Origin of the sequence: Chryseomicrobium palamuruense (assembly GCF_042649045.1) — a bacterium.
GTDB classification, from domain to species: Bacteria; Bacillota; Bacilli; order Bacillales_A; family Planococcaceae; genus Chryseomicrobium; species Chryseomicrobium palamuruense.
On record NZ_JBHSEF010000009.1, the window covers coordinates 92,277 to 118,427 of the forward strand.

Below are 26,151 nucleotides of genomic sequence, written 5' to 3' on the forward strand. Positions count from 1 at the left end.
AATTAGGCAAACTTACTAACTTTAGCGTAATTAAATACTATATAATTTGGAAGGCTGCCATTTATAGCACTCTATTTTATTACCTTATTTGAAATTTTTAAATGAAATTAGGAAACCTATACAAATAACCTGAAAATAAGGAGCGTATAGATGACAAACATTGTTCAGATATATACCTGTCTTCCGGACGAAAAAGAAATCGTAAAGTTAGTGTCGCTTCATGAGAGCATCTTCGGTAACGGGGAAGAGATGAAACGGAAATTAGATAGTAAGAAAGACATCTTGATTCAAACTATATCCTTTGAAGACCGTGTGATTGCTTATAAAATCGGCTACGAACTAAACGCACAAACCTTTTATAGTTGGCTCGGTGGAGTGGACCCCAAGCACCGCAAACAAGGACTTGCCCAACAATTGATGACTCAACAGCATGAATGGGTCAAACAAAAAGGGTATTCTTCCATTCGGACCAAAACCATGAATCGTTGGCGCGGGATGCTCTTACTGAATATAAAGAATGGATTTGATGTGCAGAGTACATATGTAGATGAACGAGGAAATCATAAAATTGTGTTAGAAAAATGTCTACAGGAAAATCACAATTGATTACTATTAGTACTCTCATTTTACCTCTCCCCAAATATCAGGGTATACTTATACCAAAGACGCATGAGTGGAGGGTGACAGATGGAGAAACACACACCTGAACAACCAAACAATGAGAATCAACCGACAACTTCTGGCACGGTGGGAAGAGTCGCGGGGATAGTCGCGATTGTGATCATCTTTGTGTTATTGAGTCTGGCGATGTTCAATTCCCATTTTAACTAAATAGAGTTATGTTCATCTCTCCGGCCGATTGTGGGTTGGAGAGTTTTTTTAGGAAATCGACCATTCTTTTATTCTAAATGGTAAGCACCTTACGAAAAAATAGTTTCCAATAAAACAGTTTGTCACGACAAATGGCTTCTCTGGTAGATGAAATCGTGAGTTTGTTACGACAAAATCGAATTCTGTTACGACAAATAGCATCTCTGTCACCTGAACGTACGCTCAGCGCCAGAAATCCCGAAAACTACGCCAAACGAATCTACCTTGATCGCGCAAAAATTTGAAACCATTACTCTGTACCTTACGTAAATTAATAAATTGAAGAGAGATGGGGGAAAGAACATGACCAAAAAATCACCCGATACAGAACGTACGCAACTTCAGAATGAAGAGCATGAGAAACATCCGGTCGGAAATGCAAAGGATGCGTTTGATCGAGCTCAAGCAGGTGTCCCGGACACGGCAGGCATGAAAGCGAAAGAGCTAGGCGGCGCGATTTTGTTGATTGTCTTACTTCTCATCGGATTCGGTATCTATCAGTACTTTTTCTAATTCGGCAAAAGCAAAAAAAGAGGAGGGATGCCCGCCAAGCAGAGCGTGCCTCCTCCTATTTTCTAATTTAAATATATTTTTTCAGATTCTTACTCACCTTTAAACGAATATACTTTGTCTCTTATAAGAATGACTTCAGATACTTCTTTACCTTTCACCGAATATATTTTGCTTCCTTTCGATAAGAAAGTAGCTTCTCCATCCTTAAGTTGATAGGTAGAATTATCTTCTTCTTTGCTGCCTAGAACTTGAAAAGTCACTTCGCCAATCTCTTTTCCTACTAAATCTTCATTGTAAGTTTGAGTAGCTTCTTCATCCAAATAATAGTGATTTCCATTCCACTGAATGACGTCTGCCCATTCGATAGCCATCTGAGGGGGAGAAGGTTGTTCTAGCATTGCACATCCGCCGAGCCATAAAAATGTAAGGCTTAACGCTAGCCAGCCTATTTTTTTCATAGTCTTCCCTCGCTCCTTCAACTTATCCAAATCATCTCCACGTCTTTGGCTTTCCATATTCCCTTATCATAAGTAACTATGCCTTCCATACCAATGGCCCCATCGCCTGCGCTGTACTTTGAACCTTTGAAGTACACGTCACCATTACGCTTGAAATCGACTTCTTCCAGTTGAAGTACTACCCCATCTAAAACTTTCGTATTCGGATCAAAACGGCCGGCGTCCTCCAACTCTTCTCGAGTGGCCTCTAAAATCTCTACATCATAAGCAGATTCCAAGTCCATGAAAATCATTTCTTTTTGTTGTGAGGTGAGTTCATCATGTGAACTGAAATCAATTGCAATAAATTCCATACCGGAATTCAATGCGGTGTCTTCCGCCATTAATACATCAAATGCGACTAGGTAAATCTCTTCTAGATGTTCTGGCGATTCGACCTCTGCTTCTGAACAGGCAGTGAGAAATAGAGACAACCAGATGACCCAAAGAATCGATCCATACTTCACGACAAACCACTCCCTTCACACAATAGACTGAAATTAAGAGAAATAAGTTACAGTGAATTGGGTTTTATCTGGAAAAATCAATATCTCTCGGCAGTAAATCACAGTTCACCGGAACTCTGCCGATCTCACGAGCCCACACCGACATCTGTCCGATATGGTGCACTTCATGTGTCGCAATGTGCATCATAACTTTTACATGAGAAAAGCTACGACCGCGTAAATTGAGCACGGCTTCCTGTAATTCGTCTTGTCGTGTGAACCATTCCTCCGTCAACTTCCTCGTAGCTTCTGCAAATGCCTGAACTTCTTCCAGTGTCGTGACTTCCTCCATTGGCTGCACGTGGATCTCTCGACCAAGCAATTGACTGACCCAAATGTGCTCACAGTAGACGACATGATACATGGTATGTAGAAACGATTTCATTCCGCCATACCGCTGCTTCGCCAATTCCTCGTGCGTGAGTTCTGCACACCAGTCAAACCACTCTTTGCGGACCTGTCAATTGTAATCAAAGAGTGGTCGTATCACGCGTAGGTTCCTCACTTTCGTCCGGCGCATATTCTAAAATATCCCCTGGCTGGCAATTAAGTGCTTTGCAGATGGCTTCAAGCGTTGAGAAGCGGACAGCTTTGGCTTTCCCGTTCTTTAAAACGGACAGGTTCGCCATGGTGATGCCGACGCGTTCCGACAACTCGGTCACACTCATCTTACGTTTCGCTAACATGACATCGATATTTATAATGATGGGCATCCTCTCACCTCAAATCGTCAATTCGTTTTCTGTTTTATACGTAATTGCTTCTTGTAATAGAGCCTCGAGCACAGCGGCAAACACACCTACGACAATCGAGGCCCCTACAATCACCATGCCAATCAGGACAAGGCCGGGTGCATCGTCCCACTGGGCAACCATAAAGATAAAGGGTAGGCCTATAGTGAAGAGTAGGCTGACCAAGAAAGCGGACTTCTTAATTTTCTTAAGTGCCAACACGGAAGCGCCTGAAAAAGCCTCTTTCTTTTCTATCAGCTTCAATAAAGTATACGACTGATAAAGTGCGTTGTAGTAAGGGAATGCAGACAAAATTGCTACAGCAACGATTCCGAGCATGATGAACGGCAACACATTTTCCCCGTTCATATGGTCAAAGGCTTCAACTGCTAGCAGGGGCATCGCATAGAGACAGATGATCGCAACCGGAATCGCAATCACGAGTAATGCGAGTTTCAATAACAATGTCGTTCCTTTTTTCATAAACACCTCTCCTAAATGTGGTAAATGACATCTTTTCTTAACGATAGAATACCACCTAATTTATCGTTTATCAATAAATATATATTATTTTTCGGAAACGAAAAGAACCAATCAGATAGATTGGCTCTTGAGTAATTATCTATGTTGATCCACCAAAATCGGGTTGCCGTCCGGGTCCGTAATGACGAAATGCGCTGGTCCGGAAGAGGACTCGTCCGCTTCATTTACAAATTCCATTCTTTTGGTCTTCCATTCCTTTTGAAGGTCACGTATATCTGTAAACGACTCGGTTTCTGTGGCATCTTGATTCCATCCAGGATTAAACGTCAGCATATTTTTCTCGAACATACCTTCAAATAGCCCGATGACCGTATCGCCGTTCTTTAAGATGATTCATTTGTCATCTGCATTGTTCCCAAGAGATTAGAATCCTAGTTTTTCGTAAAACTCTTGTGAAACATGGATATCTTTCACATTTAAACTGATTGAAAATGCCCCTAAATGCATTTCTCACACTCCCTTTCTTAGTATTTATTCGACATGAAGGGGTGGGGAATCCCTTTTTTATACGTTATACTTATAAGTAATGAGCTGACTACCGTAGCCCCACCCCTGTCCCTAAGTATCTTGGATTTGTTCTTCATGACCAATAGATAAAGTACTAGATATACGCTGTAAAGGAGCTTTTCAATGACTGAATCAAAAAACGACCTGTACCAATTTAAAGTCCTTTTTAAGGAACATGAAGATCAAAAGGGCCGTTATAAAATCAATGTCTACTTCCAAGGAGACCACGACTTCTACCACCAAATGATTGCGACTGCTCAAGAGGAGAAGGCCTTGTTAACATGTAAACCGATGTCTTTTGTGATGAAACTTCTCTGGCGCGAAAAGTACCTGTTCTACTTCGAACAAGGCAAGGGAAAACCATCGAAGCATACGCAGTGGGAACTTGAAAAATTGTTACGAAATGAAATCGAGCATGTACGAATTGATCATCCAGAAGATATTCCAGGTATGGAACGGGGCATTACCGATCAATTGAGCTTTTTTGCGAGGGAAGAAGCGAAAAAATAGGAAGGAGAAACTCTCTTTCCAATGGTTTTTACCCGAACTGTTTTTTAACGGCTCGGGTCTTTTTCTGCCCAGATTACTCGACCTGTTTATAAACAAACTCTCGTTGCTTCTTAAAACCACATTTTTCGTAAAAAGCAGCCGCACCTTCATTGTTAACCCAGTAATCGAGTTCAATCACTGGCAAATTTCTCTCTCGTGCACTATCTTCAAGTTGTTTCATTATTCGTTTTCCGTGCCCTTTGCCTTGCTCAGCAGGCTCCAAGCTTAACTGATGAATGTAAAGAGAACGGGATGCCTGTTTGAAAAGAGTTTCCGGTTGACTCTTAAACTCTACCCACACATACCCGACAACCCGTTTTTCTACCATGGCTAGGTAAAAGACATAGTGTTCTTTATCCATTAATTGTTGAAAAAACTGGGCCGTAGCGTGTTCATCATAGGGCTTGAAAATGTCCGGATATAAGTCAACGTGGAGCTGATGAACCGTCCGGTTTAGTCTCGCGACTTGACCAAAGTCATATGTACGTTCAAGTTGCATCAGTCGCTTCCCCCGAAAGTCTGCAAGATTTCATGCACATTGCCAAATGGATCGACAAAGGCAGCGTACTTTTGTGGGGTCGGACGCGAATGTAAAAATTTCACTCCGCGTGCGGATAATTCGTGAAAGGCTTTATCTACATCGTCTACATGGAACACCAACACCGTCCGTGCTTCCTCGGAATAGGCACCCGGAGAGGTCGGGCGTAATGTTTCAAACAACACCAATTCGTGTCCTCCCATATCGTATACCAAACGTTTGTCATCCTCCGATAGTAACACTAGTCCCAGCACTTCCCCATAAAACGTTCGCGCTTTTTCTTTGTCTGTGATGAATACCATGACATGGCTAAACTTCAATTCAATTCCCCATTTCTGCGACTCGTTCTTTCTGTTCAGTATAGCAAATCTGGAAGACGTCGATGGATCACTACGTTAAAATGAAACATAAAGAAAAATGTTTTTCACTAAAGGAGCAGTCATCGATGAGTTCAAAAGTAGACTATAAGTTTTGGACATTATGTCTCATTCAGAAAGAGGATCATGTGTTATTGCTCGACCGTACACATGATGAGTTTAAAGGGTTTATTCCGCCTGGAGGAAAGGTGGACTTTCCGGAGAGCTTTACAGATGCGGCCATCCGAGAAGTGAAAGAAGAGACAGGTTTAGATGTGCATCACGTAACCTATAAAGGACTTTATGAATATGTAAACCCGACTAAAAACGAACGGTACATCATTATGAACTATTCAACAGATCAATTTAGTGGCACACTGTTGACTGATTCGCTCGAGGGCAAGCCCACGTGGATCCACATAGATCAGCTCATGGATATTCCTATGCAACATTCCATTCGAAGACGTTTACCTTATATGCTCGAAGAGGGAACCTTTGAAATTCATGTAGAGTGGGATGACGAAAAGGACGAAGAAAAGCATGTACATATTAAGAAAACTTAATCTGGCAACCAAGGAGCTGTAAATGAAGATGAATCCACTCCCATCAATAGATTACACACCCGTCATTCATCACGTGAAAAGAACAGCGGAGCAACTAGGTGGATCTGGTTCAGCTCTATACATCCTTCACAAGAATGAAGTGGTTGTCGAGCAGTACTGGGGAACCCATTCACAAGAAATAGGAGCAAAGCCAATTGAAGCAAGTTCTCAGTTTCACATCGCATCTGTGCGAAAAAATTACATAGGGTGGGTCGCAGCGTACGCCATCTCGACCGGTCGTATTCGTTCACTCGATGATGAAGTCACTACCTACTATCAACCTACCCATCCGGAATTCTTTAGTGGTGTGACGATTCGACATTTGCTGACTCATACACATGGTCTACGGATGAGCGAAAATGACATCATTCGAGAATTTCCACCAGGATGTGGTTGGGCCTACCGAGGAATTGGTGTGGATACATTAGTGAAGGTGCTAGAAGCTGTCCTGGGTCAGACCATTGCGGAAATTCTAAATGACTATGCGTTTCAACCGCTTGGTTTGAACGAGACGGGTTGGTACGCAGATGAAACCGAGAACTTAGTTACGGTTATTCGAGACGAAGAGGATGCAAACTGGCACCATGGCACAAGTGTGTCAGGAGATGAGAGAAATATGTATGTGTCTGCACGCGATTTAGCAAAATGGGGGAACTTTCATTTACACAGGGGTAAGTTTAAAGGTGAACAAGTTGTCTCATCTGACATCATTGAGCTGGTCACATCGGTGCAGAGTCCGAAAATGCTTGATCCAGATCATCCTCAAAACGGCTTCTTCTGGTTCGTCAAAGACGAAGCGTCGAAACGAACAGAAATTGGTGACCACGTTCCAAAAGGTGCGTACCAGTTGCTTGGCTATACAAGTGTCACATTGCTCGTGATTCCAGAGTATGACGCAGTGGTCGTTCGGGCGTTTAACCGATTTGGCTCACCAGAGGGATATGACTATTTAGAAGATGTGCGGTCTTTTGGAGATACAGTGGCGGGATGTTTTCAAATTCAATGAATCCTCTAAAAATGAGTAAGAAAAAAGACTGTAGTGTTTTAGAGAAAGAGTCGTAGAGGAAAGTTCCTCCACGACTCTGTTTTTTATGTAGTTAAATTAAATGACTGAGTATATAAAAGGCCATTACCCATATAACAACAGCCGAAACCTTATTGATTCGACGTAACCACTGACCGCTTGTGTCCATCTTCCCAAGCTTTCTGCCAGCAAGTGCTAGAGAAAAGAACCAGATCCACGACACGATGATGACGGATAGGGAGAACAGCCATTTCTCGGTCCCCGCATAGATCAATGCACTGGTTCCGATGACCCCGATCGTGTCTAGTATCGCGTGTGGATTCAATAGAGAGACGGACGCAGCAAATGCAATCTGTCGTTTAGCCGTGAAGTGGGAAAGAGGTTGCTGGGCATGCATTGCGGGTTTAGCTTTCCACATGACCCATCCCATATACAGTAAAAACAAAAAGCCAATCAGAAACAAACTCGTCCGCAGCCATTCAAATGTCAGCACGATCACCGATACGCCGGTAATCGCCAATGTAATGAGTAGAGTGTCGCATATAGACGCCGTCACAATCGCCGGAAGCGCAGAAGAGAACTTCTTTTGAGTGGCACCTTGAGTAAAGATAAACACATTCTGAACACCTAGAGGCAAAATCAAGCCGAATGCCAATGCGACACCGTGTAAGATCGGTTCCATGAAAATCTCCTTTAGCTATTGATCCTTAGAACCAATTCTTCGTAAAGTGGAGCATTTCGTCCACTTCCATCCCCAATTCTCTATAAAGGCGTTGTGCGTTGTGATTGTCTTGAGCGGTTTGGAGGCGGATATGCGCAGCATCCTGTGACACGCTGAATGCATAAGCCTCTTCAATCAATGCTCTTCCGACACCTTGTTTTCGAAATGCTTGATGGACAAATAAATCATTCAAAATGTACGCGCGCTTTAATGAAATCGATGAAAATGTAGGATAGAGCTGAACAAATCCGGCAGGCTCGCCGTCCTGGGTTGCCAAGAAAATAATCGACTGATCATTTTGGACACGCTCTTCTAAAAACTGGTGGGCGTCTTCTACGTTACTTGATTGCTTATAGAATTGTCTATAGGCATCAAAGAGAGGGGCGACTTGTGAAATGTGAGAAGTGGTGACGCGTTGAATATTCATATATATTCCTACTTTCGTATAAGTTGGTCTCGCTGTACACTAGTTTACAGAGAGTTCTGTCCTTCCAAAAGATACAATTTTAGAAAAAACGACATGTCAGATAGGGGATGCCTATGAAAGATTTTCTTTTTGCATTTCAAAAGGACGCGCCGAAATATAAGCAAATCTATACACAGGTTCGTACATTGATCCAAACGGGGCGAGTCACCGAGCATGAACCCCTTCCATCCATACGTACGTTGGCTGCTAGCCTCCATGTCAGCAGGAATACAGTCCTTACGGCTTATGAGCAGTTGGTTGCTGAAGGGTACATACGGAGTGAAAACAAGAAGGGTTATTTTGTTAATTCATACGAACCGATGGGGAAGGAAATTAAATCGGACGAGAAAGACATACGCATCTCACGTACGGTGTCTCCACATATCGATTTTCGAGCAGGCGCTGTAGATGCGTCGTCCTTCCCACTTACTACATGGCGAAGATATGCAAATCAGGTGTTGCGATCTCCTCAGATTTATAATTACGGGGAGCGACAAGGGGAACCGCAATTACGGGCTCAACTTGCGAAGTACCTTCTACAAGCAAGAGGGATGAAAGTGTCAGCAGAGCAGATTGTGATAGGAAGCGGCACCCAGCATCTTCTAATCCAACTTTCTCACCTCTTGAAAGAACAATTTGATTCTATTTACTTAGAAGAACCCGGCTACAACGGCGCGCGGGCTGTCTTTACGTTGCAAGGCTTTACCGTGCATACACTTCCGGTTACGCTACAAGGTTTTCAGTTGACGAAGTTGAAGAAGAAGGCACGACTTGCGTATGTCACTCCGTCTCACCACTTTCCTTATGGTGTTTCGATGCCCATCCAGGAAAGAGTCGGTTTATTAAAATGGGCAGGAGAGGATGGCTACATTATCGAGGATGATTATGACGGAGAATTCCGCTATACGCAAAAGCCCTTTCCGGCGCTCGCCTCATTGAACGAGGAGCGGGTGATTTACTTGGGTACGTTCTCAAAGTCATTACTTCCCTCTCTGCGCATCAGTTATATGGTCTTGCCGAGGCACTTGATAGAAGCCTATCAACAGAAATTTTTACTTTTCGAACAGGCCGCCTCCACGGTCCATCAATTAACTTTGTCCCTCTTTATGGAAGAAGGGGAATGGGACAAGCATATCCGGCGGATGCGCCAAGTATACAAACGAAAGATGACCTGTTTGATCACGCAATTACGCCAGCAGTTTGGAGACCGCCTCACGATCATTGGGGAACAATCGGGCCTCTATATCGTCATCCGCCTGGACACGACCTCTACCGAAACGCAGTTGATCGAAGCCGCCAAAATAGCAGGGGTCAACGTCTATCCGACGAGCCCGTATTTTTATACGCCGCCGGATACGGCGCAGCTGCAACTCGGATTTAGCAATGTATCTTTCGAAGAAATCGAGGAAGGTGTCGAAATCTTACGAGAGGTATGGAGGCAGATGGTGTGAGTGGGCCTTTAGGAAAATCGAGGAATTAAAAAATGTAAAAAGTATTTGACATTATGATTCTCCCTGCTATAATCAAAAATGTAAAAGGTATTTGACATTTTACAAAGGGGGAATAAGAAATGGATACAGTCACACTTGTCTATGCAGCAATTGTATTGGTAGCTGGAATCGTCATTTTTGCAGCTTCTTTTTTACAAAAGAAGGATGAGCGAAAGAAATTTATCAATGGAAAGGCGCAGTCCTATGCTTTTATTGTGATAGTCGGGATGCTACTAATCGAAGTAGGGCAGGCAATCTTTTTTACTGTACAGGGAAACTCGACATCGATAGGCGATGGAATTTCGCCACTGATGTTTTTAACAGTCATCTCCATCATCTATCTACTTACCATACTCGTCTACCGGAACAAGTACGGTGGCTAAATGAAAAATAACATTCGTGACCTCCGGAAATCAGCCAAACTGTCCCAAGACGAATTAGCCAAGCGCTGTAAGGTCTCCAGACAGACCATCAATGCTATTGAAAATGATAAGTATGATCCAACCTTGCAACTGGCATTTGATATGGCGAAGGTGCTAGAGACGACTGTGGATAACCTATTTATCAGTGGTGATAATAGTTAAATAGTATATGAACATTCTTTATGGATTAATTGAAAAACCCTACAATTTGTGGTATATTAAACGAAGAAAGAATGGGATGATTGTATATCCATTCGGGACGCAGTTACCGAATTCTCCGCGTCGGAGACACTAAATATGAGACGAAATCAAAACTGCGGTTTAATTTAGATTGAATAATCATAAAATAGTATTAGGACTTTATAGTCGTTCGGGTTGTAGCTCTCGGACTCTCTGCGTCGGAGACACTAAATATGAGACGAAAAATAAAGCTACAAGATAAAGCCGCGATTTTTAAAATCGCGGCTTTTCTTGTACAAAAAATGAGGAATAATCATGGTTTTAACCTGTGCCGAACTGTATAAATGTAATCGTAATCCACGTATAAATGAAATTAGTATAAAACTCTTAAGTGATTATTATGAAGAATACCTTATGCCGTACCAATTTGTTTTCGAAATACAGCAAACCGGAGTTGTTTGAATCCCGCTCTGGAGGCATCATGAAAAAGGAATTCCCCATCTTCTGTCGAATAGAACTAGAGACCCAAACGAAAGGTGGAAGATGTATGAATACACTTACCTCACCCATTGCATGTAAAATAAATAATGTTTTTATTCATGTAAGCAACCTCAAGGAATCCGTTCACTGGTACTGTGACTTGCTCGGAATTGAGGTAAACCAAGACGAGGTCGTCTCACCTGTCTACAATATCCCAGTGACTTCAGAAACTGGCCTGACTCTAGATGATCACACGTTTGATCCTGGGTTTGAATTACGCCCCTCACATCATGTTCTTTTCAACTTCTACGTGAAAGACATTGATGAAGCTTACGAGTTTGTGAAAGCTAAAGGGATTACCATCGTAAAAGAAATTGAACGTATCGGGAGTTTTGCGTATTTTAATTTTCATGATCCGGACGGGAATGTACTGATGATTTGTAATAACTAAGAAGGGAAGCCATGGTTATGGAGCCATGGCTTTTTTGCTACTCTGCCATTCTCACTATCTTTTCAATCACATCATCGACTTCATTCTCATTCGTCACGCGAAATAAAACGTCGGCTTCTTCATTAGTTGGCACCTCGGCGTTACGTTGTTTTTTAGTACATCTGAAAAATCCGACATGCTACCACGCATGATAGATGTGCTCCTATTGGCATGCTAAATTCGCTCGACCAGTACATTTTCAGGATTATCAAAATAAACATGAATACGGGGGATTAACGAACTGTTAGGTTGACACCACATAGGGGTCTGTCTTTACATATAAAAGTCACTTTGTTATAGTAAGCCTGTAAAACAAAATACCGTAATCACTAGGGGAGCCTTTTAGGCTGAGACGGACATTGGTCCGGACCCTTTGAACCTGATCTGGATCATACCAGCGTAGGGAAGTGTGCGAACTGAACCGAATCATATTCTATCTACATTGGTTCTTCGCCGCCCCCTACATTCAGGGGGCGGTTTTTTTGTACTCAAGAAAGGGGAATGTTCATGGGTATTAGTAAAGAGATGCGGAAAGAGAACGAGAAATTATGGGAGAGCAGTTTTCATCACCCGTTCGTCAAGGGACTGGCTGATGGGACGTTGCCAAAAGAGGTTTTCAAGTTTTATGTACTGCAGGACGCGTATTACCTCTCGCACTTTGCGAAGGTACAGGCAATTGCTGCATCTAAAGCGACCGATTTGAAGATGACACAAGCTTTCGCCCATCATGCGGAGCAGACGTGCGTGGCTGAGTTGCAGTTACATCAGACGTTCGTTCAAGAACTTGGGATTACTGAACAGGAAGTAAAGGATTTTAAACCGTCACCTTCAGCTTATGGCTATATCACCCATTTATATTATGCCGCACAGGGAGATATTGCGGATATACTCGCCGCTCTCCTCCCTTGTTATTGGCTGTACTATGAGATCGGCACACGTTTCAGTGAGGCAAAGCCTGAAGACCCGATCTATCAGAAGTGGCTAGAAACCTATAACTCTGAGTGGTTCGCTGCACTCGTCAACGAACAGATTGACCGCATGGATGAACTGGCTGATGGAAAAACCGAAGAACAGAAAAATAGACTGAAGGAACTGTTTCGAATCAGCAGTTACTACGAGTGGACTTTTTGGCAACAGGCATGGGATCAGCAGACGTGGGATGTGGAAGGTGGGGTCTTAGATGCAAGTGTCCCTTCGTGAAAAATCTCCGGTCGTCCATTGTATCACCAATCAGGTTGTGGCTAACTTCCAAGCCAATGGTTTATTAGCAATCGGAGCTTCTCCAATCATGGGAGACGAAGAGGAGGAAGTGTCTGAACTGGTCTCTATCTCAGACGTTCTTTCTTTGAACATCGGCACCTTGAATAATCGAACGCTAGAAAGCATGTTAGTTGCCGGAAAGGCAGCGAACCAAAAAGGAATTCCAGTAGTGCTCGATCCTGTAGGAGTAGGTGCTACTCGTTATCGCCTTGATGCCATTAAAAAGCTATTAGACGTCGTCAAGGTCGACCTGATTCGTTGCAATACAGGAGAACTGGCAACACTTATGCAAAAAGATTGGCACGCTAAGGGCGTAGATGCCGGTGAAGGTGAGATGGACCGAAAAGAAGTAGCCATGGCCCTAGCCAAGCAGAGGAAGACATTGGTGGTAGTGACAGGAGAAGTAGATATTGTAACTGATGGTAATGATCTCAAGACAGTTACGAATGGACACATTTCAATGACCCATGTGACCGGCACGGGGTGCCTGTTGAGTAGCGTCTTAGGAGCACATCTAACTTTGTTGCAAAAGGATCAGGTGCGACTCTTGGCTGAGGCACTTTCTGAATATGGAAGCGCCGGAGAAGAGGCTGCGAAAGTGTCTGAATCAGCCGGTGCATTCGCGAGAGCGTTTCTCGACCAACTGAGTGAAAGAAGGTGGCAGTATGACTTCTAAGGTGTTGCCCTGTGTCTTGACGATCGCTGGTTCTGACTCAGGTGGAGGAGCTGGCATTCAAGCAGACATCAAGTCCTTTCAAGAACGAGATGTGTTTGGCACAAGTGTTATTACAGCTGTGACGGCCCAGAATACTACCGGTGTGCAAGGCGTTTTTCCTTTAGAGACTAAGGCCATCGAGCAACAACTCGATTCAATCGGGGAAGACTTTAAGATTTCCGCATTGAAGACAGGGATGCTCTTTGATGTAAGCACGATCGCTCTTGTCGTAGATGCAATTAAAAAGTTCAGTTGGGAAAATCTAGTGGTGGATCCTGTCATGGTCTCTACGACTGGACACATCTTGTTAGAGCACGAGGCAATCGAAACCATAAAGTCACAACTACTTCCCCTCGCTCGAATTGTGACACCGAACATTCCAGAGGCCGAACACTTGACGGAATTAAAAATCGACAAGGATACAGATATCATACGAGCATCTGAAAAAATATTGTCGATGGGTTCTCATTCGGTGCTCATCAAAGGGGGGCATGGTAGAAGTGAGATAGCAGAAGATATCTATATGGATCAGACAGGCTCCCTCATACGTTTACGTTCACGTCGACTCGAGACGACGAATACACATGGCACAGGCTGTACGTACAGTGCTGTGCTCGCAGCGGAACTAGCTAAAGGAAGAGAAATGGAAGAGGCGTTGATGACTGCCAAACGGTTTATCCAAGCTGCAATTGAACATGCGATTCCCCTTGGTCATGGGCATGGTCCCACTTATCATGCGGCATACAGACATCATGGGATAAAGGAGGATGTCCGTTGTGATCACGAGACCGTCGATTTATTTTATCATGGGAACAAATGATGTAGAGAATGAAGAACCTCTTGATGTTTTAGAAGAGGCGTTGCAATCCGGCATTACCCATTTCCAGTTGCGAGAAAAAGGGAAGCGAGCTTTGCAAGGAAGTGAATTAGTGGCTTTTGCTCAATCTTGCCAGAGACTTTGCAAATGCTATGACGTCCCGTTTTTCATCAATGATGATCTCGACCTAGCTCGAACGGTTCAACCAGATGGCGTTCATCTTGGACAAGAAGATTGGAATGATAGGATGAAAGACGAGATAAGAGAGAGTGGGTTCCTTCTCGGTCGCTCCGTCCAATCTTTGCAAGAAGCCGAAGAGGCTATTCTAAAGGGTGCAGATTATCTCGGGATAGGATCCATCTTTCCGACCCGATCAAAACCTGATGCTGGCCAGGCAATTGGCACATCACTTCTTCAAGAGGTGCATCAACGATTCCCTGACATCCCCATTATAGGAATTGGTGGAATTGATTCAGAAAATGCGCAGTTAGTCTGGCAAGCTGGTGCGGCAGGGGTTGCCGTCATCTCATGTATTAGCAGATCGAGTGACCGTCGAAAAGTAGTCTCTGAACTCAGACCGCGAGAAGTACAAACGGGGTGGATGCGATGAGCACACGCAAACTTGTGGCTATGGCGATGCTCGTCTCTATCGGTGTGATGGGTTCGGCATTCATCTGGTTCCCTGCAGGAGTGGCAAAGGCCTATCCGGTCCAGCACGCTATAAATGTTGTAGCCGCTGTCTATTTTGGACCTGTCGGCGCTGTAGGTGTAGCGTTGATGACAGCAGTCATACGTATTGTCACAGGCACGGGGTCACTATTGGCCATCCCGGGAAGCGTCATCGGTGCGTTACTCGCGGGGCTTCTTTATAAGATGACAAACAAAATAGGAATGGCAGTCGGTGGTGAGGTTATCGGAACAGGTCTGTTGGCATCGTTAGCTGCTGTTCCTTTTGCAAAGGTCTTTATGGGGACAGAGTTTGGTGCGTTGTTCTTTGTGCCAGCCTTTTTCGTATCTAGTCTAAGTGGAGCGCTAATCGCCTGGGTCATTGTCAAAAGGATAGAAAGAAATTCTGTGTGGATAGTAGATCAATCATTAAAATAAAGTGACCGGTAACATCCTCTGGGAATCCTGAAAATGAGTGTTTTATCTGATTCTGGCTTTTACAAAAGGATGATTTGATTCTAAATCTCCCGTTATATTCGATTTCATAAGTTCACAAAAGTCTACTTTTGCGAACGTTTCCATGTCAAAAGTTCGAAGAAGTGACAGAGTGCGGAGGGGCACAATCCAACTAAAAGTATAGGAGTGGTGACATGAAAAGAACCGTTTTGGTGACAGGAAGTAGCAGAGGTCTTGGTGCTACAATAGCAAAAGCTTTAGTTGAAAAAGGGTTTAATGTAGTGATTAACTATTACAAAAGTAAAGAGAAGGCAGAAGGACTTGCTTCGGAGCTCGGTGAACAAAATGCTATAGCTCTATACGCTGATGTGACAAATCGCCAAGAAGTGGATGAGATGGTGAAAGTGGCGACCGACTATTTTGGTCAAATTGATGTGGTAGTCAATAATGCATTGGTAGATTTCAAATTCGATCCGATACAGCAAAAGTCTTTTATAGATCTTTCATGGAAAGATTATCAAAAACAGCTGGACGGAACATTAAAAGGGGCCTTCAATGTGACTCAGAGTGTCTTACCACAATTTATGGAGAGACAAAACGGAAGTATCATCAGTATTGGTACGAATCTCTATCAAAATCCAGTCGTCCCCTACCACGAGTACACAACCGCAAAAGCAGGACTTATAGGTTTTACACGCAATATAGCTTCTGAACTGGGGCAATACGGAATTAAAGCAAATGTCGTATCAGGTGGTTTGTTGAAAGTGACTGATGCCAGTTCAGTAACGACTCAAGAGGTCTTTGAACTGATTGCTAATTCTACCCCTATGAGAAAAGTGACAACTCCGGAACAGGTGGCCCATTTGGTCGTTTTTCTGTCATCAAAAGAGGCAGAAGGTGTCACAGGGCAAAATTTCACCGTAGATGGTGGACTAACGATGAACTAAATGTATTATTGCCTCCATATGTAAAGTAGGAAGGCATAATATATTGGTCTAGTCTTAGGGGGCGAAGAGTAATGAGGGTTATCCAAAAGAACCAACTTAATATAGGGGTTTTGATTTATGGGTGTGGACATCATCAGGCTGCGTGGTTGATGCCGAACTCAAGTGTCAACCGGGTAGGGGAGATAGAATATTATCAATCCTTGGCGCAGTTAGCTGAAAAAGGATGCTTTGACGCTGTCTTCTTCGCAGACAGCCAATCCTTCCTGGCACAAGAACCAAATGAAATACCGGCATTTTGGTTCGACCCATTAATCAATTTGACAGCTATTTCTCAGGTGACAAAATATGTCGGGCTCGTCTCAACCATCTCAAGTACTTTTTCAAATCCTTTTACAGCCTCAAGACAGTTGTTGAGCCTAGAACATATTACAAATGGAAGAGTGGGTTGGAACCTAGTGACGTCCATGAGAGATGAAGAAGCATGGAATCATAGTATGGAGAGTCTTCCATCCCATGAAGAGAGGTATAAGAAGGCAGATGAATTCGCAGAATTGATGCATAAACTCTTCTTGTCTTGGGATAGAGAAGAGATTCTCGCTGACCGAGCGCGACGTCAGGTAATCAACCCTGATAAAATTTGTCCTATCAATCACAAAGGAGAATTTTTTAATGTGAGGGGTCCATCAACTACACCAAAGAGCCCTCAAGGAAAACCGGTGGCCATGCAAGCAGGGGCCTCAAAGCAAGGTATTCAACTAGCAGCCAAACATGCGGAGGCAGTCTATTCAGTATCTTGGAATATAAGTCAGGCTATGAAATATCGTCAAAAGTTAGATGAGGCCATCAAGCAAAATGGAGAGTGCAATCGGCAAATTAAAGTTTTTCCAGGGCTTGTTACATATGTAGGAAAGACCCGTGAAGAAGCCCTGGCTAAAAAGCAAGCATTAGATGAAATGTTGCCTCTAGAGACAGCGTTAAAACAACTGAGTTATTTTCTCCAGATGGATTGTACGGATTGGGAAATCGATTTAAAAGTGCCTCCATTACCACCTTTAGAGCAATTTAATGGTCCTGTAGGTCGGTATGAGACAATACTTGAAATTATTCATGATACTAATCCTACGGTGAAGGAATTATTAGGATTTCTTAGTGCAGGTGGAGGGCACTTCACCTTAATCGGAACACCTGAAGAGATTGTTGATCAGATGGAGATGTGGCTAGACAAAGGCGTGGCAGATGGATTTAATCTCATGCCTCCTACTCTACCTGAAAGCTTAGAGGACTTCATTGAATTAGTTGTTCCCGAAATGCAGAAAAGAGAGATTTTCAGAAAACAGTACGAGGGTAAAACACTAAGGGGACATCTTGGGTTAAAATAGGTAGACTGATTATACATCAACTAAATAGTGAATTAGTTTTATTGCACCCTAGAGCTATATATTCTAGAATTTCTTTGAATAGATAGACCTGGTAGGAGGAGTGAGCAGTCCTTTCATGAATCAATAAATAACTGTTTTTAGGGATCTATTCTATATCATATTGATTTCAGTGAAGGGACGGCAGAGACGGCAAACTAAGAGCGTCACTATTCAGACATGCTCATCAATAGAGACCTACTTCGCTTCTACTATTCAGGAAGAATAGAGGCACATGTATAGTATGTCAAAATAATTAAAATTAAAAGCAATCCATAATGGACTGCTTTTAATTTGATTGGATAAATCCATCTTTCATCGTAATTATGTTATCAACATAATCGAGCATTTCTCTATCATGTGTGACTATCAAGGTCGTTATATTAAATGATGTTGTGAGTTCACGTATAAGTTTCATTACATCTTTAGACTTTAATGAATCTAGGCTGGCGGTCGGTTCATCGGCAAACAAAATTTTGGGACGATGGACGATTGCTCGGGCGATAGCGACTCGTTGTCTTTCTCCTCCGGATAGTGAGGAAGGATACGCATTCTTTCGATGTTCCATACCTACTCTCTGCAGAAGTTCACGAACTTCTTTTTGAAGCTCTACCTTAGATAAATGTTTCCCGGCCACCTCAAGCATAAGATATAATTGCTCTTCGACCGTTAAAAAAGGGACAAGATGAGAGGATTGAAATACGAACCCGAAGTCTTTTGCGCGAATTTTTCTTATTTCTTCAGAATTCATTTGTGTAAGGTCTTGCCCATTAAAAACAATAGATCCTTCAGAAGAGGGCTGGAGTCCCGCAGCAATTGTCAGTAGAGTGCTTTTTCCTGACCCGGATGCCCCAACTAGTGCGGTGATTTCTCTCGGCTGAAGTTCCAGGTTTATACCTTTTAAAATTTCTTCCTCAACCTCACCATTAGTAAATCGTTTCTTTAATTCATTGATTGCAATCACTGACATCTTTATACCTCCCCTTGTTGAATAGCCTGTAAAGGCTGTATTTTTCTAATCTGAAGTCCGGATAAAGTAGCTCCGATGAATCCGATTAACAAGAAAGTGATAGAAAGCTGAATAGTTGACCACAACGGCAAATCGAATGGCATTGTATCAGGAGTGACTAGCCCAAATACTTGACTGAGTGTCATAGATAATACTAGAGCGGTCATCGTGATAAAGAGCATTTGCACCCACATCATCTTGAAGAGGGTGCCAGTCTTTACACCAATTGCTTTCAAAATACCATAGAGACCGATTTTTTGAACATTCATCATGTAGAAGAAAATAGCAAAGAGCATCCCACTAATTACAAGTAAAAACCAAACGATCATATTAAGAGAAAGCTGTTCGGCACTGTAACTTGGAATAGTTTTTAAAAATTCTTCTTTTGTGAAAGACTGAAGGCCATCAATAGTGGGAGCTTTATCTTTATCAGAGAGAAACAAAAGTTGCTTCTCCTCGGTGCGATACATCTCCTTGAAATCCTGTTCATTTATAAATGCTACAGGGGCATGACTGTATTTTTCTTGCTCAATAAAACCTTTAACGGTGAGCGATGCTTTTAATTGGTTGTTAGAAAGTGTGTCTCCTACTTTAATCTTATCTTTTAGAGAACTGTCGAGGAACAACTCTCCCTGCGCTACATCTACAAATAATTCTGTAGGTGTGGACGTGACAAATGCCACACTATGTTGTTTCTCATCTGAATCATTCAAAAAGCCCATCTGAATAGAAAGCGCCATAGCGGTTTTATATTCATCTAGAATACTCTCTTGGATGGAGGCTGGAATAAGAGATAAATTAAACGATTCATCTGCATCTTCCTCCATATAGAAATACCCTTCCGGTAAGTTTTTGATTAAAGCTGCATTGTCTTGCGACAAGCCATTAGCCAGTCCGGAAATGATAAACGTTAAAAAACTGACTAAGAATACGATGGATCCCAAAATAACGAATCTGACTTTATTTTTCTTTATTTCTTTCCATGCAAGGTTCATGCGCTTACCTCCTATTTATATGATACTTCTATCATAAAGGAGTTAAGTGAACGGAAGATGAACACGGCTTTACATTCCTATTTACACATCTTATTTGTGGGCGTACTAAGTAATTGTAGAACCCAACATGTAATATAATTTATTTATCGAGGCAAGTGGATACGTACGTTTGTTCCTATGTCTGGAGCGCTGTCAATTTCTATAGAGCCTTTGTGTAAATCAATGATTTCTTTGACAATGGATAAGCCAAGTCCAGAGCCCCCAATAGAACGGTCCCTGGTTTTATCAGCTCTATAAAACCTCTCAAACGCACGCGCCACTTCTTCTTCTGTCATTCCGATACCTTCGTCATGAATAGTGACGATGATTTCTTCGTTAGTTACAGACAAAGTGACTTCAATGATTCCGCCAGGCACACTATATTTGATAGAATTTATCAGCAGATTCTCCCATACGGTTTCTAAGAGTACCGAGTTCCCCCTTACAGTAACTGATTCAAAATGCGCAGAGACACCCAATTCCTTCTTGTCAAAGGCATAACGTAGATGGGAGAGAAGGTTTTCTAGCTGTCTCCTTATATCCACTACTTCGATCAATTCAATTGATTCTTTGTCAAAGGAGGCGAGGGTCAACAATTGGGTGGTCAACGAAGAAAGACGTGTGGTCTCTCTTTGAATAATAGTCATGTATTTTCTTTTATCATCTTCTCCAAGCCCAGGTTTTTGAAGAAGTGACAGATGGCTCTGGATTGTATGGAGAGGAGATTGAATATCGTGCGAAACATTGTGGACGAATTCTTTACGACGAATGATAGATTCTTCAATTCGATTTCGAGATTGTACAAAGTGATCTGCCAAACGCCCGATTTCATCACTTCTACGAATAGATAAAGGTACGTCGAAACGTTCTTCCCCCAATTTCTCTATAGCATCAGTTAACTTAGTTATGGGCTGGACCAAGAAACGCGCTACGACTAGCATACCTAAAAAGCTCAATAAGATGATACCAAGCGCAAGTCCCCCGAATAGAAAGTGGAGTTCTTGGAAAAGCAGATTGATGTTTGGTCGTAAGAAGAGAGCATAATCTTTCTCGTCGATCTCAATATTTACACCGACACTGTTTTTAAGTTCATTGGAAAAAAAACCTGTCACCAAAAATCCACGAGGATAATCACGTATACCGTTGAATGTTTCTGCATCCAGAACCTTTTGGATATCATGATTATCTAAATTTTCCTCGCGGAAGCTACCGCCGTAACGATAAACTGTCTGTCCATCTGTAAGGTAGAGCTGATACCCTACATCGCCAAGAAGATGAAAGGTATCCTCGGCAGAACTAAATGAGTTTCCATTTGTTGAGAGTGCAATACTGTTTGCTATGGCGAGATTTTTTGCATTATTCTCTGCCTTTAAGTACATATCATAATAAATGTTCATGGCGAAGAAAGAGATCAAACTACTTACAAACATTGTAAGAATGGTAAACCATACGAATTTTACATAAAGAGTCAATTTGTCACCTCAATTCTATATCCTACTCCTCGAACCGTTACAATCTTCAAATCAGGTGCAAACCGCTCTAATCTTTCTCGAATCCTTTTGATATGTACCGTAATTGTCCGTTCGTCCCCACTGAAATCTATTCCCCAGACACGTTCAATAATCGTCTCTCTCGTGACGACTTGTTCTTTCCGACTTAATAAGATTGAAAGAATTTCAAATTCTTTTAAGGGTAAAATAAGCTTTCCTTTGGGAGAGCGCACCTCATAACTTTTAAAATCGATTGTCAGTGACCCCACTCTCAGTTCAGAGTCTGCTGTTTGATCGTATCGCCGCAAGACGGCCTTTACTCTAAATAGTAATTCTTTTGCATCGAATGGTTTTACCAAATAATCATCTGAGCCTGCCAAAAATCCTTTTTCTTTGTCTTCGATATGATGTCGTGCAGTCAGCAGGATCACAGGGATATCAAAGTCACTTCGAAGTGTCTTCGTCAACTCAAACCCGTCGATTCCAGGCATCATCACATCGACTATGGCTATATCGACTGGCTTTATGTTTAATAGATCGAGTGCCTGTTCACCTGAAGTTGCTTCTATGACTTGATAACCCGTCAAACGTAGTTCTGAGGCAACAAAATGTAGCATATTCAAATCATCATCTACTGCTAATATTCGGATCATCTTAACACTCCTAAGTTTGCATATATTACGTAAACTATATAAATAAATAATCTGTAAATCAATTGGTGAACAATAAAAAAATCACCTACCCGTCAACCTCTCAGATAGGTGTCTTAAATAAATCTAAATTAAGTAATTTAATATTCTTTAGAACTTAGACATTGAAGTTTATCGTAGTCTAAATTCCCACCACTTACAATGCATCCGACCTCTTTCGGTAGATGGTTCAGATGTCCATGAAGAACTGCAGCAACTGCCACAGCACCAGCCCCTTCAACTAATAGCTTTTCTCTTTCGAGCATGAATAAAATTGTGTCTGCGATTTCTTCTTCAGTCACTGTCACTATTTCATCGACAAACTCTTCGATTAGAGGATAGGTGAGGGAACCTGGATTTCTTACCTGTATCCCCTCAGCCATCGTCTTCCAGCTTAAACCGGTATTGTCCCTTAAGCGATTGAATTTCAGATGAACTCCTGGAACGCTTGCCGCCTGTACACCTACAATCTTGATGTAAGGATTTTGACGTTTGGCAGTGATAGCAATTCCTGCTATCAGCCCGCCGCCACCTACCGGTACGATGAGGGTGTCAAGATTAGGGTTTTGTTTCAACATCTCTAGAGCAAGAGTTCCTTGTCCCGCAATCACATCCTCATCATCAAACGCATGAACAAATGTATGATTGTTAAGGACGCAGTGTTGTAATGCATGTGCGTAAGCCTCATCGTAGGTATCGCCCGCTAAAATCACGCTGGCCCCGTAGGCACGTGTGGCCTTTATTTTGGTTTCAGGGGTGTGGACAGGCATATAGATATAAGCTTGGGCATTTCGTAATTTACATGCAAGCGCAACTCCCTGTGCATGATTTCCAGCCGAGGCTGCGATCACACCACGTTCCAATTCTTTAGTAGACAAGGAAAGAACTTTGTTGAGAGCACCACGTACTTTAAATGAACCCGTCCTTTGGAGGTTCTCGAGCTTGAGATAGACGTTGTAACCAGCTCGCCGATTGATTGTAGAGCTCTGTTTTAATGGAGTCGCGTGTATTAAATTTCGTATTTTAGCCATTGCTAATTCACTATTGATGTTTAAAGTCAAATTCCCATCGGTTTCACACTCCGCATTTCTGATTTACTTTAAAGTATCTGTTACTTAGACCTGTTCTGGACAAAAGGCATCATCTTCCGTAGTCTTTCACCGACCTCCTCGATTGAATGACTCTGTTCTTGCGATTTGATCTTTTGGTAGTTGAAGCGATCATTTTCATTTTCCTGTATCCATTCTTGAGCAAATCGTCCATCTTGAATATCTCTAAGGATATCTTTCATTCGTTCTTTAGTTCCTGCATCAATTACACGCGGACCCGATACAAAGTCTCCCCATTCTGCAGTGTCTGAGATAGATTGACGCATACCTGTGAGTCCTCCCTCATACATAAGGTCAACAATGAGTTTCAGTTCATGCATAGTCTCAAAATACGCCAGTTCTGGTTGATAGCCGGCTTCGACCAATGTTTCGTATCCCGCCTTCACTAATGATGTCACTCCGCCACATAGCACAGCCTGTTCTCCAAAAAGGTCGGTCTCTGTTTCTTCTTTAAAGTTAGTCTCCAAAACACCTGCTCGAGCCGATCCAATACCTTTTGCATAGGTGAGGGCAATGTCCCGTGCAGAACCGGTATGGTCTTGATGAACTGCAAATAATGCCGGCACGCCAGCTCCAGTCTCAAAAGTTCGACGAACGAGGTGTCCAGGTCCTTTCGGAGCTACAAGGAACACATCGACATCCACGGGAGGCTTGATCTGTTGAAAATGAATATTAAAGCCATGCGCAAACGCCAAAGATTTACCACTAGTAAGATGTTGTCGAATCTCGTTTTCAAAGACATTTCTTTGCTTTTCATCAGGTAGCAACATCATGATGACGTCCGCTTTAAAACATGCTTCATGCACAGAAAACACTTGAAATCCGTCTTTTTCTGCCAGGTCCCAAGAATGCCCTTCACGTAGCCCGATGATTACGTTAAAACCACTGTCTCGAAGGTTAAGGGCATGTGCATGTCCTTGTGAGCCATAACCCACAATTGCAATTGTCTTTCCTTCAAGTGCGTTCACATTCATGTCTGATTCATAGTATACTTTTACCATTTTTTAATCTCCTCACTTTTTCAGTTTGAATAATTGTTTTCTGACTTAAGAATTTATAATTACGTAGGATGAAACATTAGAAAGTCTTTCAATCAACTGTAATATCTACTACATCAAGTTGTTTATCTAAGACTCTGAACAGTTGGACAAAGCGATGTTCATCTTCTGCAGCCACAGTCAAGCGTAGCTTGGAGACATTTTCAGTATCTGTCTCCTCCAGCAAGAGTGATCGAAGAGAAAACCGGTGTCTGTTGACGAGACCCGTCAAGCGGACAAGCGTATGGCCCGGATTTTTGATCAACATGGTGATTGTTCGATTACTCATGATGTCACTCCAATCATTTCATTAAGGGCTTTTCCAGGTGGGACCATAGGATAGACATTTTCATTAGGGTTGACTAAACATTCAATCAGGACAGGCTCACTGTTTGAAAGGGTCTGGTGAAAAACGCGTTCCGCCTCCACTAGAGTTCGTACCTGATATCCCTTAATTCCGTAAGCTTGAGCTAAGACTTGGAAGTCGGGTTGTAATGAAAAGGTCGATTGAGAAAGACGTCCTTCATAGAATGTATCTTGCCACTGCCGGACCATACCTAGAGAACCATTATTCAAAAGAATGATTTTTACAGGTAAGTCCCATTCTTTCAACAAAATCAATTCTTCCAGCGTCATCTGGAAACCTCCGTCACCAACAATAGCAATCACTGTCCTATCAGGTTCGGCAAGCTGGGCACCGATTGCGGCAGGAAAACCGAAGCCCATCGTTCCGAGTCCTCCTGATGTGACCCATCGGTTTGGATGCTTGAAAGAATAAAGTTGCGCAGCCCACATTTGATGCTGACCGACATCAGTCGTTACAATCGCCTCTCCTTTTGTAAATTGATGCACCAAAGAGATCACATTCTGGGGAGACATAAAAGTAGGATGTTCTGAACACCAATATGGAAAATCACGTGTCAAGGTTGCCAGATGCTCTAGCCATTCTACAGTAGTTGAATTGCTCCCAGAATGTTTCAGAGTAGTAGACAACACCACTTTTGCGTCTCCCACGATAGGGAGGTCTGTGTGCACATTTTTACCGATTTCTGAAGCATCGATATCGATATGGACGACATAAGCATAAGGTGCGAACTTCTCTAAGTTCCCTGTTAGACGATCATCAAATCTCGCTCCAACATTGATGAGTAAATCGCATTCAGATAGTGCCATATTAGCAGTGAAGCAACCATGCATACCGGCAAGGCCTAGAAACAATGAATGATCTGCCGGAAAACCACCCAGCCCTAACAGAGTATGGACGACAGGTATTTGATATTGCTCAGCAAAGTATTGTAACTCTTTATGTGCCTTTGCATGCAAGACACCAGCTCCTGCTAAAATGACGGGACGTGTAGAGGAACCTATCGTCTCAATCAAGGTATTGATTTGAACAGCTTCAGGAGCTGGGTGAGCATGTTTTACCACACATGGTGCAGGTTCTAGTTCTTCCGAGGAGGTCAGCTCTGCAGCAAGATCTTTAGGAATATCAACTACTACTGGACCTGGTCGCCCTTCTGTTGCAATACGAAAGGCTTCACTTACGATATGGGGAATATCCTTTACCTGTTGAAGTTGTAGATTGTATTTTGTGATAGGTGTAGTGATACCTACTACATCGGCCTCTTGGAATGCATCTGTCCCTAACACTTGTGTGGCCACTTGGCCTGTAAAGATGACAAGAGGTAAGGAGTCCATCATGGCGTCAGCAATTCCTGTCACCAGATTGGTGGCTCCTGGTCCTGATGTAGCAAGTACGACACCAGGTTTTCCCGAGACACGTGCGTACCCCTCGGCCGCATGTATCGCACCTTGTTCATGTCGTGCAAGGATATGTTTTATGGGCGAACGGAATAGGGCATCATAAATAGTGAGGACAGCTCCTCCTGGATATCCAAATATCATCTCTACGTCCTGGTCCTTCAAGCACTGAATAAAGAGGTCAGCTCCTGTTTGTGAATATTTAGCGCCATTAGTTTGCAAGTTCTGTTTGTTTACTAGCATGTAACCTTCTCCTTTCCA

34 protein-coding genes, 1 pseudogene and 1 riboswitch are annotated in these 26,151 nt (G+C 42.7%); of the genes and pseudogenes, 17 read left to right on the forward strand and 18 right to left on the reverse strand.

Translation table 11 applies throughout. The annotated features are described in order from the left end of the window. Positions 1–150 precede the first annotated feature (150 nt). The 3 genes from ACFO0S_RS01855 (at position 151) to ACFO0S_RS01865 (ending at position 1,383) form a co-directional block, all read left to right on the forward strand. Entirely contained in the window at positions 151–606 is a 456-nt protein-coding gene (locus ACFO0S_RS01855) for a GNAT family N-acetyltransferase (protein ID WP_378139576.1), read from the forward strand. A gap of 81 nt (positions 607–687) precedes the next feature. Continuing rightward, positions 688–831: a hypothetical protein gene (locus tag ACFO0S_RS01860; RefSeq protein WP_378139578.1), complete on the forward strand. Its 144-nt coding sequence runs from the start codon at positions 688–690 to the stop codon at positions 829–831. Between the two features lie 342 nt (positions 832–1,173). After that, complete coding sequence (locus ACFO0S_RS01865) at positions 1,174–1,383, forward strand: DUF6366 family protein (RefSeq protein WP_378139580.1); 210 nt, start codon at positions 1,174–1,176, stop codon at positions 1,381–1,383. Positions 1,384–1,472: 89 nt separating this feature from the next. Here the strand turns inward: ACFO0S_RS01865 and ACFO0S_RS01870 are convergent, their stop codons facing one another. The 6 genes and pseudogenes from ACFO0S_RS01870 to ACFO0S_RS01895 form a co-directional block, all read right to left on the reverse strand. Beyond that, positions 1,473–1,841 (reverse strand): hypothetical protein, encoded by a 369-nt coding sequence (locus tag ACFO0S_RS01870; protein WP_378139582.1) that lies wholly within the window; start codon positions 1,839–1,841, stop codon positions 1,473–1,475. A 17-nt stretch (positions 1,842–1,858) separates the two neighbouring features. Next, the gene (locus ACFO0S_RS01875) at positions 1,859–2,347 is read right to left on the reverse strand and encodes a peptide ABC transporter substrate-binding protein (protein WP_378139584.1); all 489 of its coding nucleotides are present in this window, start codon (positions 2,345–2,347) and stop codon (positions 1,859–1,861) included. A 64-nt stretch (positions 2,348–2,411) separates the two neighbouring features. Next, positions 2,412–2,831: pseudogene (locus ACFO0S_RS01880) on the reverse strand (DinB family protein); the annotation flags it as partial. A 25-nt stretch (positions 2,832–2,856) separates the two neighbouring features. Next, positions 2,857–3,099, reverse strand: a complete 243-nt coding sequence (locus ACFO0S_RS01885) for a helix-turn-helix domain-containing protein (RefSeq protein WP_378139586.1) — start codon at positions 3,097–3,099, stop codon at positions 2,857–2,859. Positions 3,100–3,108: 9 nt separating this feature from the next. Continuing rightward, entirely contained in the window at positions 3,109–3,600 is a 492-nt protein-coding gene (locus ACFO0S_RS01890) for a DUF2975 domain-containing protein (protein ID WP_378139588.1), read from the reverse strand. Between the two features lie 135 nt (positions 3,601–3,735). Continuing rightward, positions 3,736–3,948: a glyoxalase/bleomycin resistance/dioxygenase family protein gene (locus ACFO0S_RS01895; RefSeq protein WP_378139590.1), complete on the reverse strand. Its 213-nt coding sequence runs from the start codon at positions 3,946–3,948 to the stop codon at positions 3,736–3,738. A 342-nt stretch (positions 3,949–4,290) separates the two neighbouring features. Between ACFO0S_RS01895 and ACFO0S_RS01900 the strand changes: the two genes are divergently transcribed. Continuing rightward, positions 4,291–4,677 (forward strand): hypothetical protein, encoded by a 387-nt coding sequence (locus ACFO0S_RS01900; protein ID WP_378139592.1) that lies wholly within the window; start codon positions 4,291–4,293, stop codon positions 4,675–4,677. Between the two features lie 73 nt (positions 4,678–4,750). On the opposite strand, the gene ACFO0S_RS01905 is transcribed toward ACFO0S_RS01900, so the two are convergent. Beyond that, positions 4,751–5,215: a GNAT family N-acetyltransferase gene (locus tag ACFO0S_RS01905; protein ID WP_378139594.1), complete on the reverse strand. Its 465-nt coding sequence runs from the start codon at positions 5,213–5,215 to the stop codon at positions 4,751–4,753. Beyond that, entirely contained in the window at positions 5,215–5,574 is a 360-nt protein-coding gene (locus ACFO0S_RS01910) for a VOC family protein (protein ID WP_378139596.1), read from the reverse strand. The genes ACFO0S_RS01905 and ACFO0S_RS01910 overlap by 1 nt, the downstream gene beginning before the upstream one ends. Before the next feature lie 125 nt (positions 5,575–5,699). Between ACFO0S_RS01910 and ACFO0S_RS01915 the strand changes: the two genes are divergently transcribed. Together ACFO0S_RS01915 and ACFO0S_RS01920 are read left to right on the forward strand one after the other, a co-directional pair. Further along, positions 5,700–6,173 carry an 8-oxo-dGTP diphosphatase gene (locus ACFO0S_RS01915; RefSeq protein ID WP_378139598.1) on the forward strand — a complete coding sequence of 158 codons (474 nt, stop codon included), beginning with the start codon at positions 5,700–5,702 and terminating at the stop codon, positions 6,171–6,173. Between the two features lie 22 nt (positions 6,174–6,195). Then, the gene (locus ACFO0S_RS01920; protein ID WP_378139600.1) at positions 6,196–7,218 is read left to right on the forward strand and encodes a serine hydrolase domain-containing protein; all 1,023 of its coding nucleotides are present in this window, start codon (positions 6,196–6,198) and stop codon (positions 7,216–7,218) included. A 91-nt stretch (positions 7,219–7,309) separates the two neighbouring features. Here the strand turns inward: ACFO0S_RS01920 and ACFO0S_RS01925 are convergent, their stop codons facing one another. Together ACFO0S_RS01925 and ACFO0S_RS01930 are read right to left on the reverse strand one after the other, a co-directional pair. Next, the gene (locus ACFO0S_RS01925) at positions 7,310–7,918 is read right to left on the reverse strand and encodes a LysE/ArgO family amino acid transporter (protein WP_378139602.1); all 609 of its coding nucleotides are present in this window, start codon (positions 7,916–7,918) and stop codon (positions 7,310–7,312) included. A 25-nt stretch (positions 7,919–7,943) separates the two neighbouring features. Beyond that, complete coding sequence (locus tag ACFO0S_RS01930; protein ID WP_378139604.1) at positions 7,944–8,384, reverse strand: GNAT family N-acetyltransferase; 441 nt, start codon at positions 8,382–8,384, stop codon at positions 7,944–7,946. Between the two features lie 113 nt (positions 8,385–8,497). Here ACFO0S_RS01930 and pdxR point away from each other — a divergent pair, with 113 nt between their 5' ends. From pdxR to ACFO0S_RS01985, 11 genes are all read left to right on the forward strand, one after another. Continuing rightward, complete coding sequence (gene pdxR, locus ACFO0S_RS01935) at positions 8,498–9,874, forward strand: MocR-like pyridoxine biosynthesis transcription factor PdxR (RefSeq protein ID WP_378139606.1); 1,377 nt, start codon at positions 8,498–8,500, stop codon at positions 9,872–9,874. Between the two features lie 119 nt (positions 9,875–9,993). After that, positions 9,994–10,296 (forward strand): hypothetical protein, encoded by a 303-nt coding sequence (locus tag ACFO0S_RS01940; RefSeq protein WP_378139608.1) that lies wholly within the window; start codon positions 9,994–9,996, stop codon positions 10,294–10,296. Then, the gene (locus tag ACFO0S_RS01945; protein ID WP_378139610.1) at positions 10,297–10,497 is read left to right on the forward strand and encodes a helix-turn-helix transcriptional regulator; all 201 of its coding nucleotides are present in this window, start codon (positions 10,297–10,299) and stop codon (positions 10,495–10,497) included. A gap of 565 nt (positions 10,498–11,062) precedes the next feature. After that, entirely contained in the window at positions 11,063–11,446 is a 384-nt protein-coding gene (locus ACFO0S_RS01950) for a VOC family protein (RefSeq protein ID WP_378139612.1), read from the forward strand. 360 nt (positions 11,447–11,806) lie between these two features. Next, positions 11,807–11,908, forward strand: a riboswitch (TPP riboswitch). Positions 11,909–11,992: 84 nt separating this feature from the next. Next, entirely contained in the window at positions 11,993–12,685 is a 693-nt protein-coding gene (gene tenA, locus ACFO0S_RS01955; RefSeq protein ID WP_378139614.1) for a thiaminase II, read from the forward strand. Then, positions 12,666–13,421: a hydroxyethylthiazole kinase gene (gene thiM / locus ACFO0S_RS01960; protein ID WP_378139616.1), complete on the forward strand. Its 756-nt coding sequence runs from the start codon at positions 12,666–12,668 to the stop codon at positions 13,419–13,421. Before tenA ends, thiM begins: the two co-directional genes overlap by 20 nt. Then, a complete protein-coding gene (gene thiD, locus ACFO0S_RS01965; RefSeq protein ID WP_378139618.1) occupies positions 13,411–14,280 on the forward strand; it encodes a bifunctional hydroxymethylpyrimidine kinase/phosphomethylpyrimidine kinase in 870 nt (289 codons plus the stop codon). The genes thiM and thiD overlap by 11 nt, the downstream gene beginning before the upstream one ends. Beyond that, positions 14,237–14,887 carry a thiamine phosphate synthase gene (gene thiE / locus ACFO0S_RS01970; protein WP_378139620.1) on the forward strand — a complete coding sequence of 217 codons (651 nt, stop codon included), beginning with the start codon at positions 14,237–14,239 and terminating at the stop codon, positions 14,885–14,887. The genes thiD and thiE overlap by 44 nt, the downstream gene beginning before the upstream one ends. Beyond that, entirely contained in the window at positions 14,884–15,381 is a 498-nt protein-coding gene (gene thiW / locus ACFO0S_RS01975; protein ID WP_378139622.1) for an energy coupling factor transporter S component ThiW, read from the forward strand. The genes thiE and thiW overlap by 4 nt, the downstream gene beginning before the upstream one ends. A 212-nt stretch (positions 15,382–15,593) precedes the next feature. Next, positions 15,594–16,346, forward strand: coding sequence for a 3-oxoacyl-ACP reductase (locus ACFO0S_RS01980; protein WP_378139624.1), 753 nt, complete (start codon positions 15,594–15,596; stop codon positions 16,344–16,346). Between the two features lie 71 nt (positions 16,347–16,417). Further along, on the forward strand, positions 16,418–17,725 hold the full coding sequence (locus ACFO0S_RS01985; protein ID WP_378139626.1) for an LLM class flavin-dependent oxidoreductase: 1,308 nt from the start codon (positions 16,418–16,420) through the stop codon (positions 17,723–17,725). 325 nt (positions 17,726–18,050) lie between these two features. Here ACFO0S_RS01985 and ACFO0S_RS01990 read toward each other — a convergent pair whose 3' ends face one another. The 8 genes from ACFO0S_RS01990 to ilvB all read right to left on the reverse strand — a co-directional run bounded on the left by ACFO0S_RS01990 (position 18,051) and on the right by ilvB (position 26,133). After that, on the reverse strand, positions 18,051–18,731 hold the full coding sequence (locus tag ACFO0S_RS01990) for an ABC transporter ATP-binding protein (protein WP_378139628.1): 681 nt from the start codon (positions 18,729–18,731) through the stop codon (positions 18,051–18,053). A 2-nt stretch (positions 18,732–18,733) separates the two neighbouring features. Next, positions 18,734–19,765 (reverse strand): ABC transporter permease, encoded by a 1,032-nt coding sequence (locus tag ACFO0S_RS01995; RefSeq protein WP_378139630.1) that lies wholly within the window; start codon positions 19,763–19,765, stop codon positions 18,734–18,736. A 143-nt stretch (positions 19,766–19,908) separates the two neighbouring features. Next, positions 19,909–21,276 (reverse strand): sensor histidine kinase, encoded by a 1,368-nt coding sequence (locus ACFO0S_RS02000; protein ID WP_378139632.1) that lies wholly within the window; start codon positions 21,274–21,276, stop codon positions 19,909–19,911. Beyond that, positions 21,273–21,947: a response regulator transcription factor gene (locus tag ACFO0S_RS02005; protein ID WP_378139634.1), complete on the reverse strand. Its 675-nt coding sequence runs from the start codon at positions 21,945–21,947 to the stop codon at positions 21,273–21,275. The genes ACFO0S_RS02000 and ACFO0S_RS02005 overlap by 4 nt, the downstream gene beginning before the upstream one ends. Before the next feature lie 137 nt (positions 21,948–22,084). Beyond that, positions 22,085–23,014, reverse strand: a complete 930-nt coding sequence (gene ilvA, locus ACFO0S_RS02010) for a threonine ammonia-lyase (protein ID WP_378140391.1) — start codon at positions 23,012–23,014, stop codon at positions 22,085–22,087. A gap of 80 nt (positions 23,015–23,094) precedes the next feature. Next, positions 23,095–24,093, reverse strand: coding sequence for a ketol-acid reductoisomerase (gene ilvC / locus ACFO0S_RS02015; protein ID WP_378139636.1), 999 nt, complete (start codon positions 24,091–24,093; stop codon positions 23,095–23,097). An 88-nt stretch (positions 24,094–24,181) separates the two neighbouring features. Beyond that, positions 24,182–24,418 carry an ACT domain-containing protein gene (locus ACFO0S_RS02020; RefSeq protein WP_378139638.1) on the reverse strand — a complete coding sequence of 79 codons (237 nt, stop codon included), beginning with the start codon at positions 24,416–24,418 and terminating at the stop codon, positions 24,182–24,184. Further along, positions 24,415–26,133 (reverse strand): biosynthetic-type acetolactate synthase large subunit, encoded by a 1,719-nt coding sequence (gene ilvB, locus ACFO0S_RS02025; RefSeq protein ID WP_378139640.1) that lies wholly within the window; start codon positions 26,131–26,133, stop codon positions 24,415–24,417. The genes ACFO0S_RS02020 and ilvB overlap by 4 nt, the downstream gene beginning before the upstream one ends. Between the last annotated feature and the right edge of the window lie 18 nt (positions 26,134–26,151).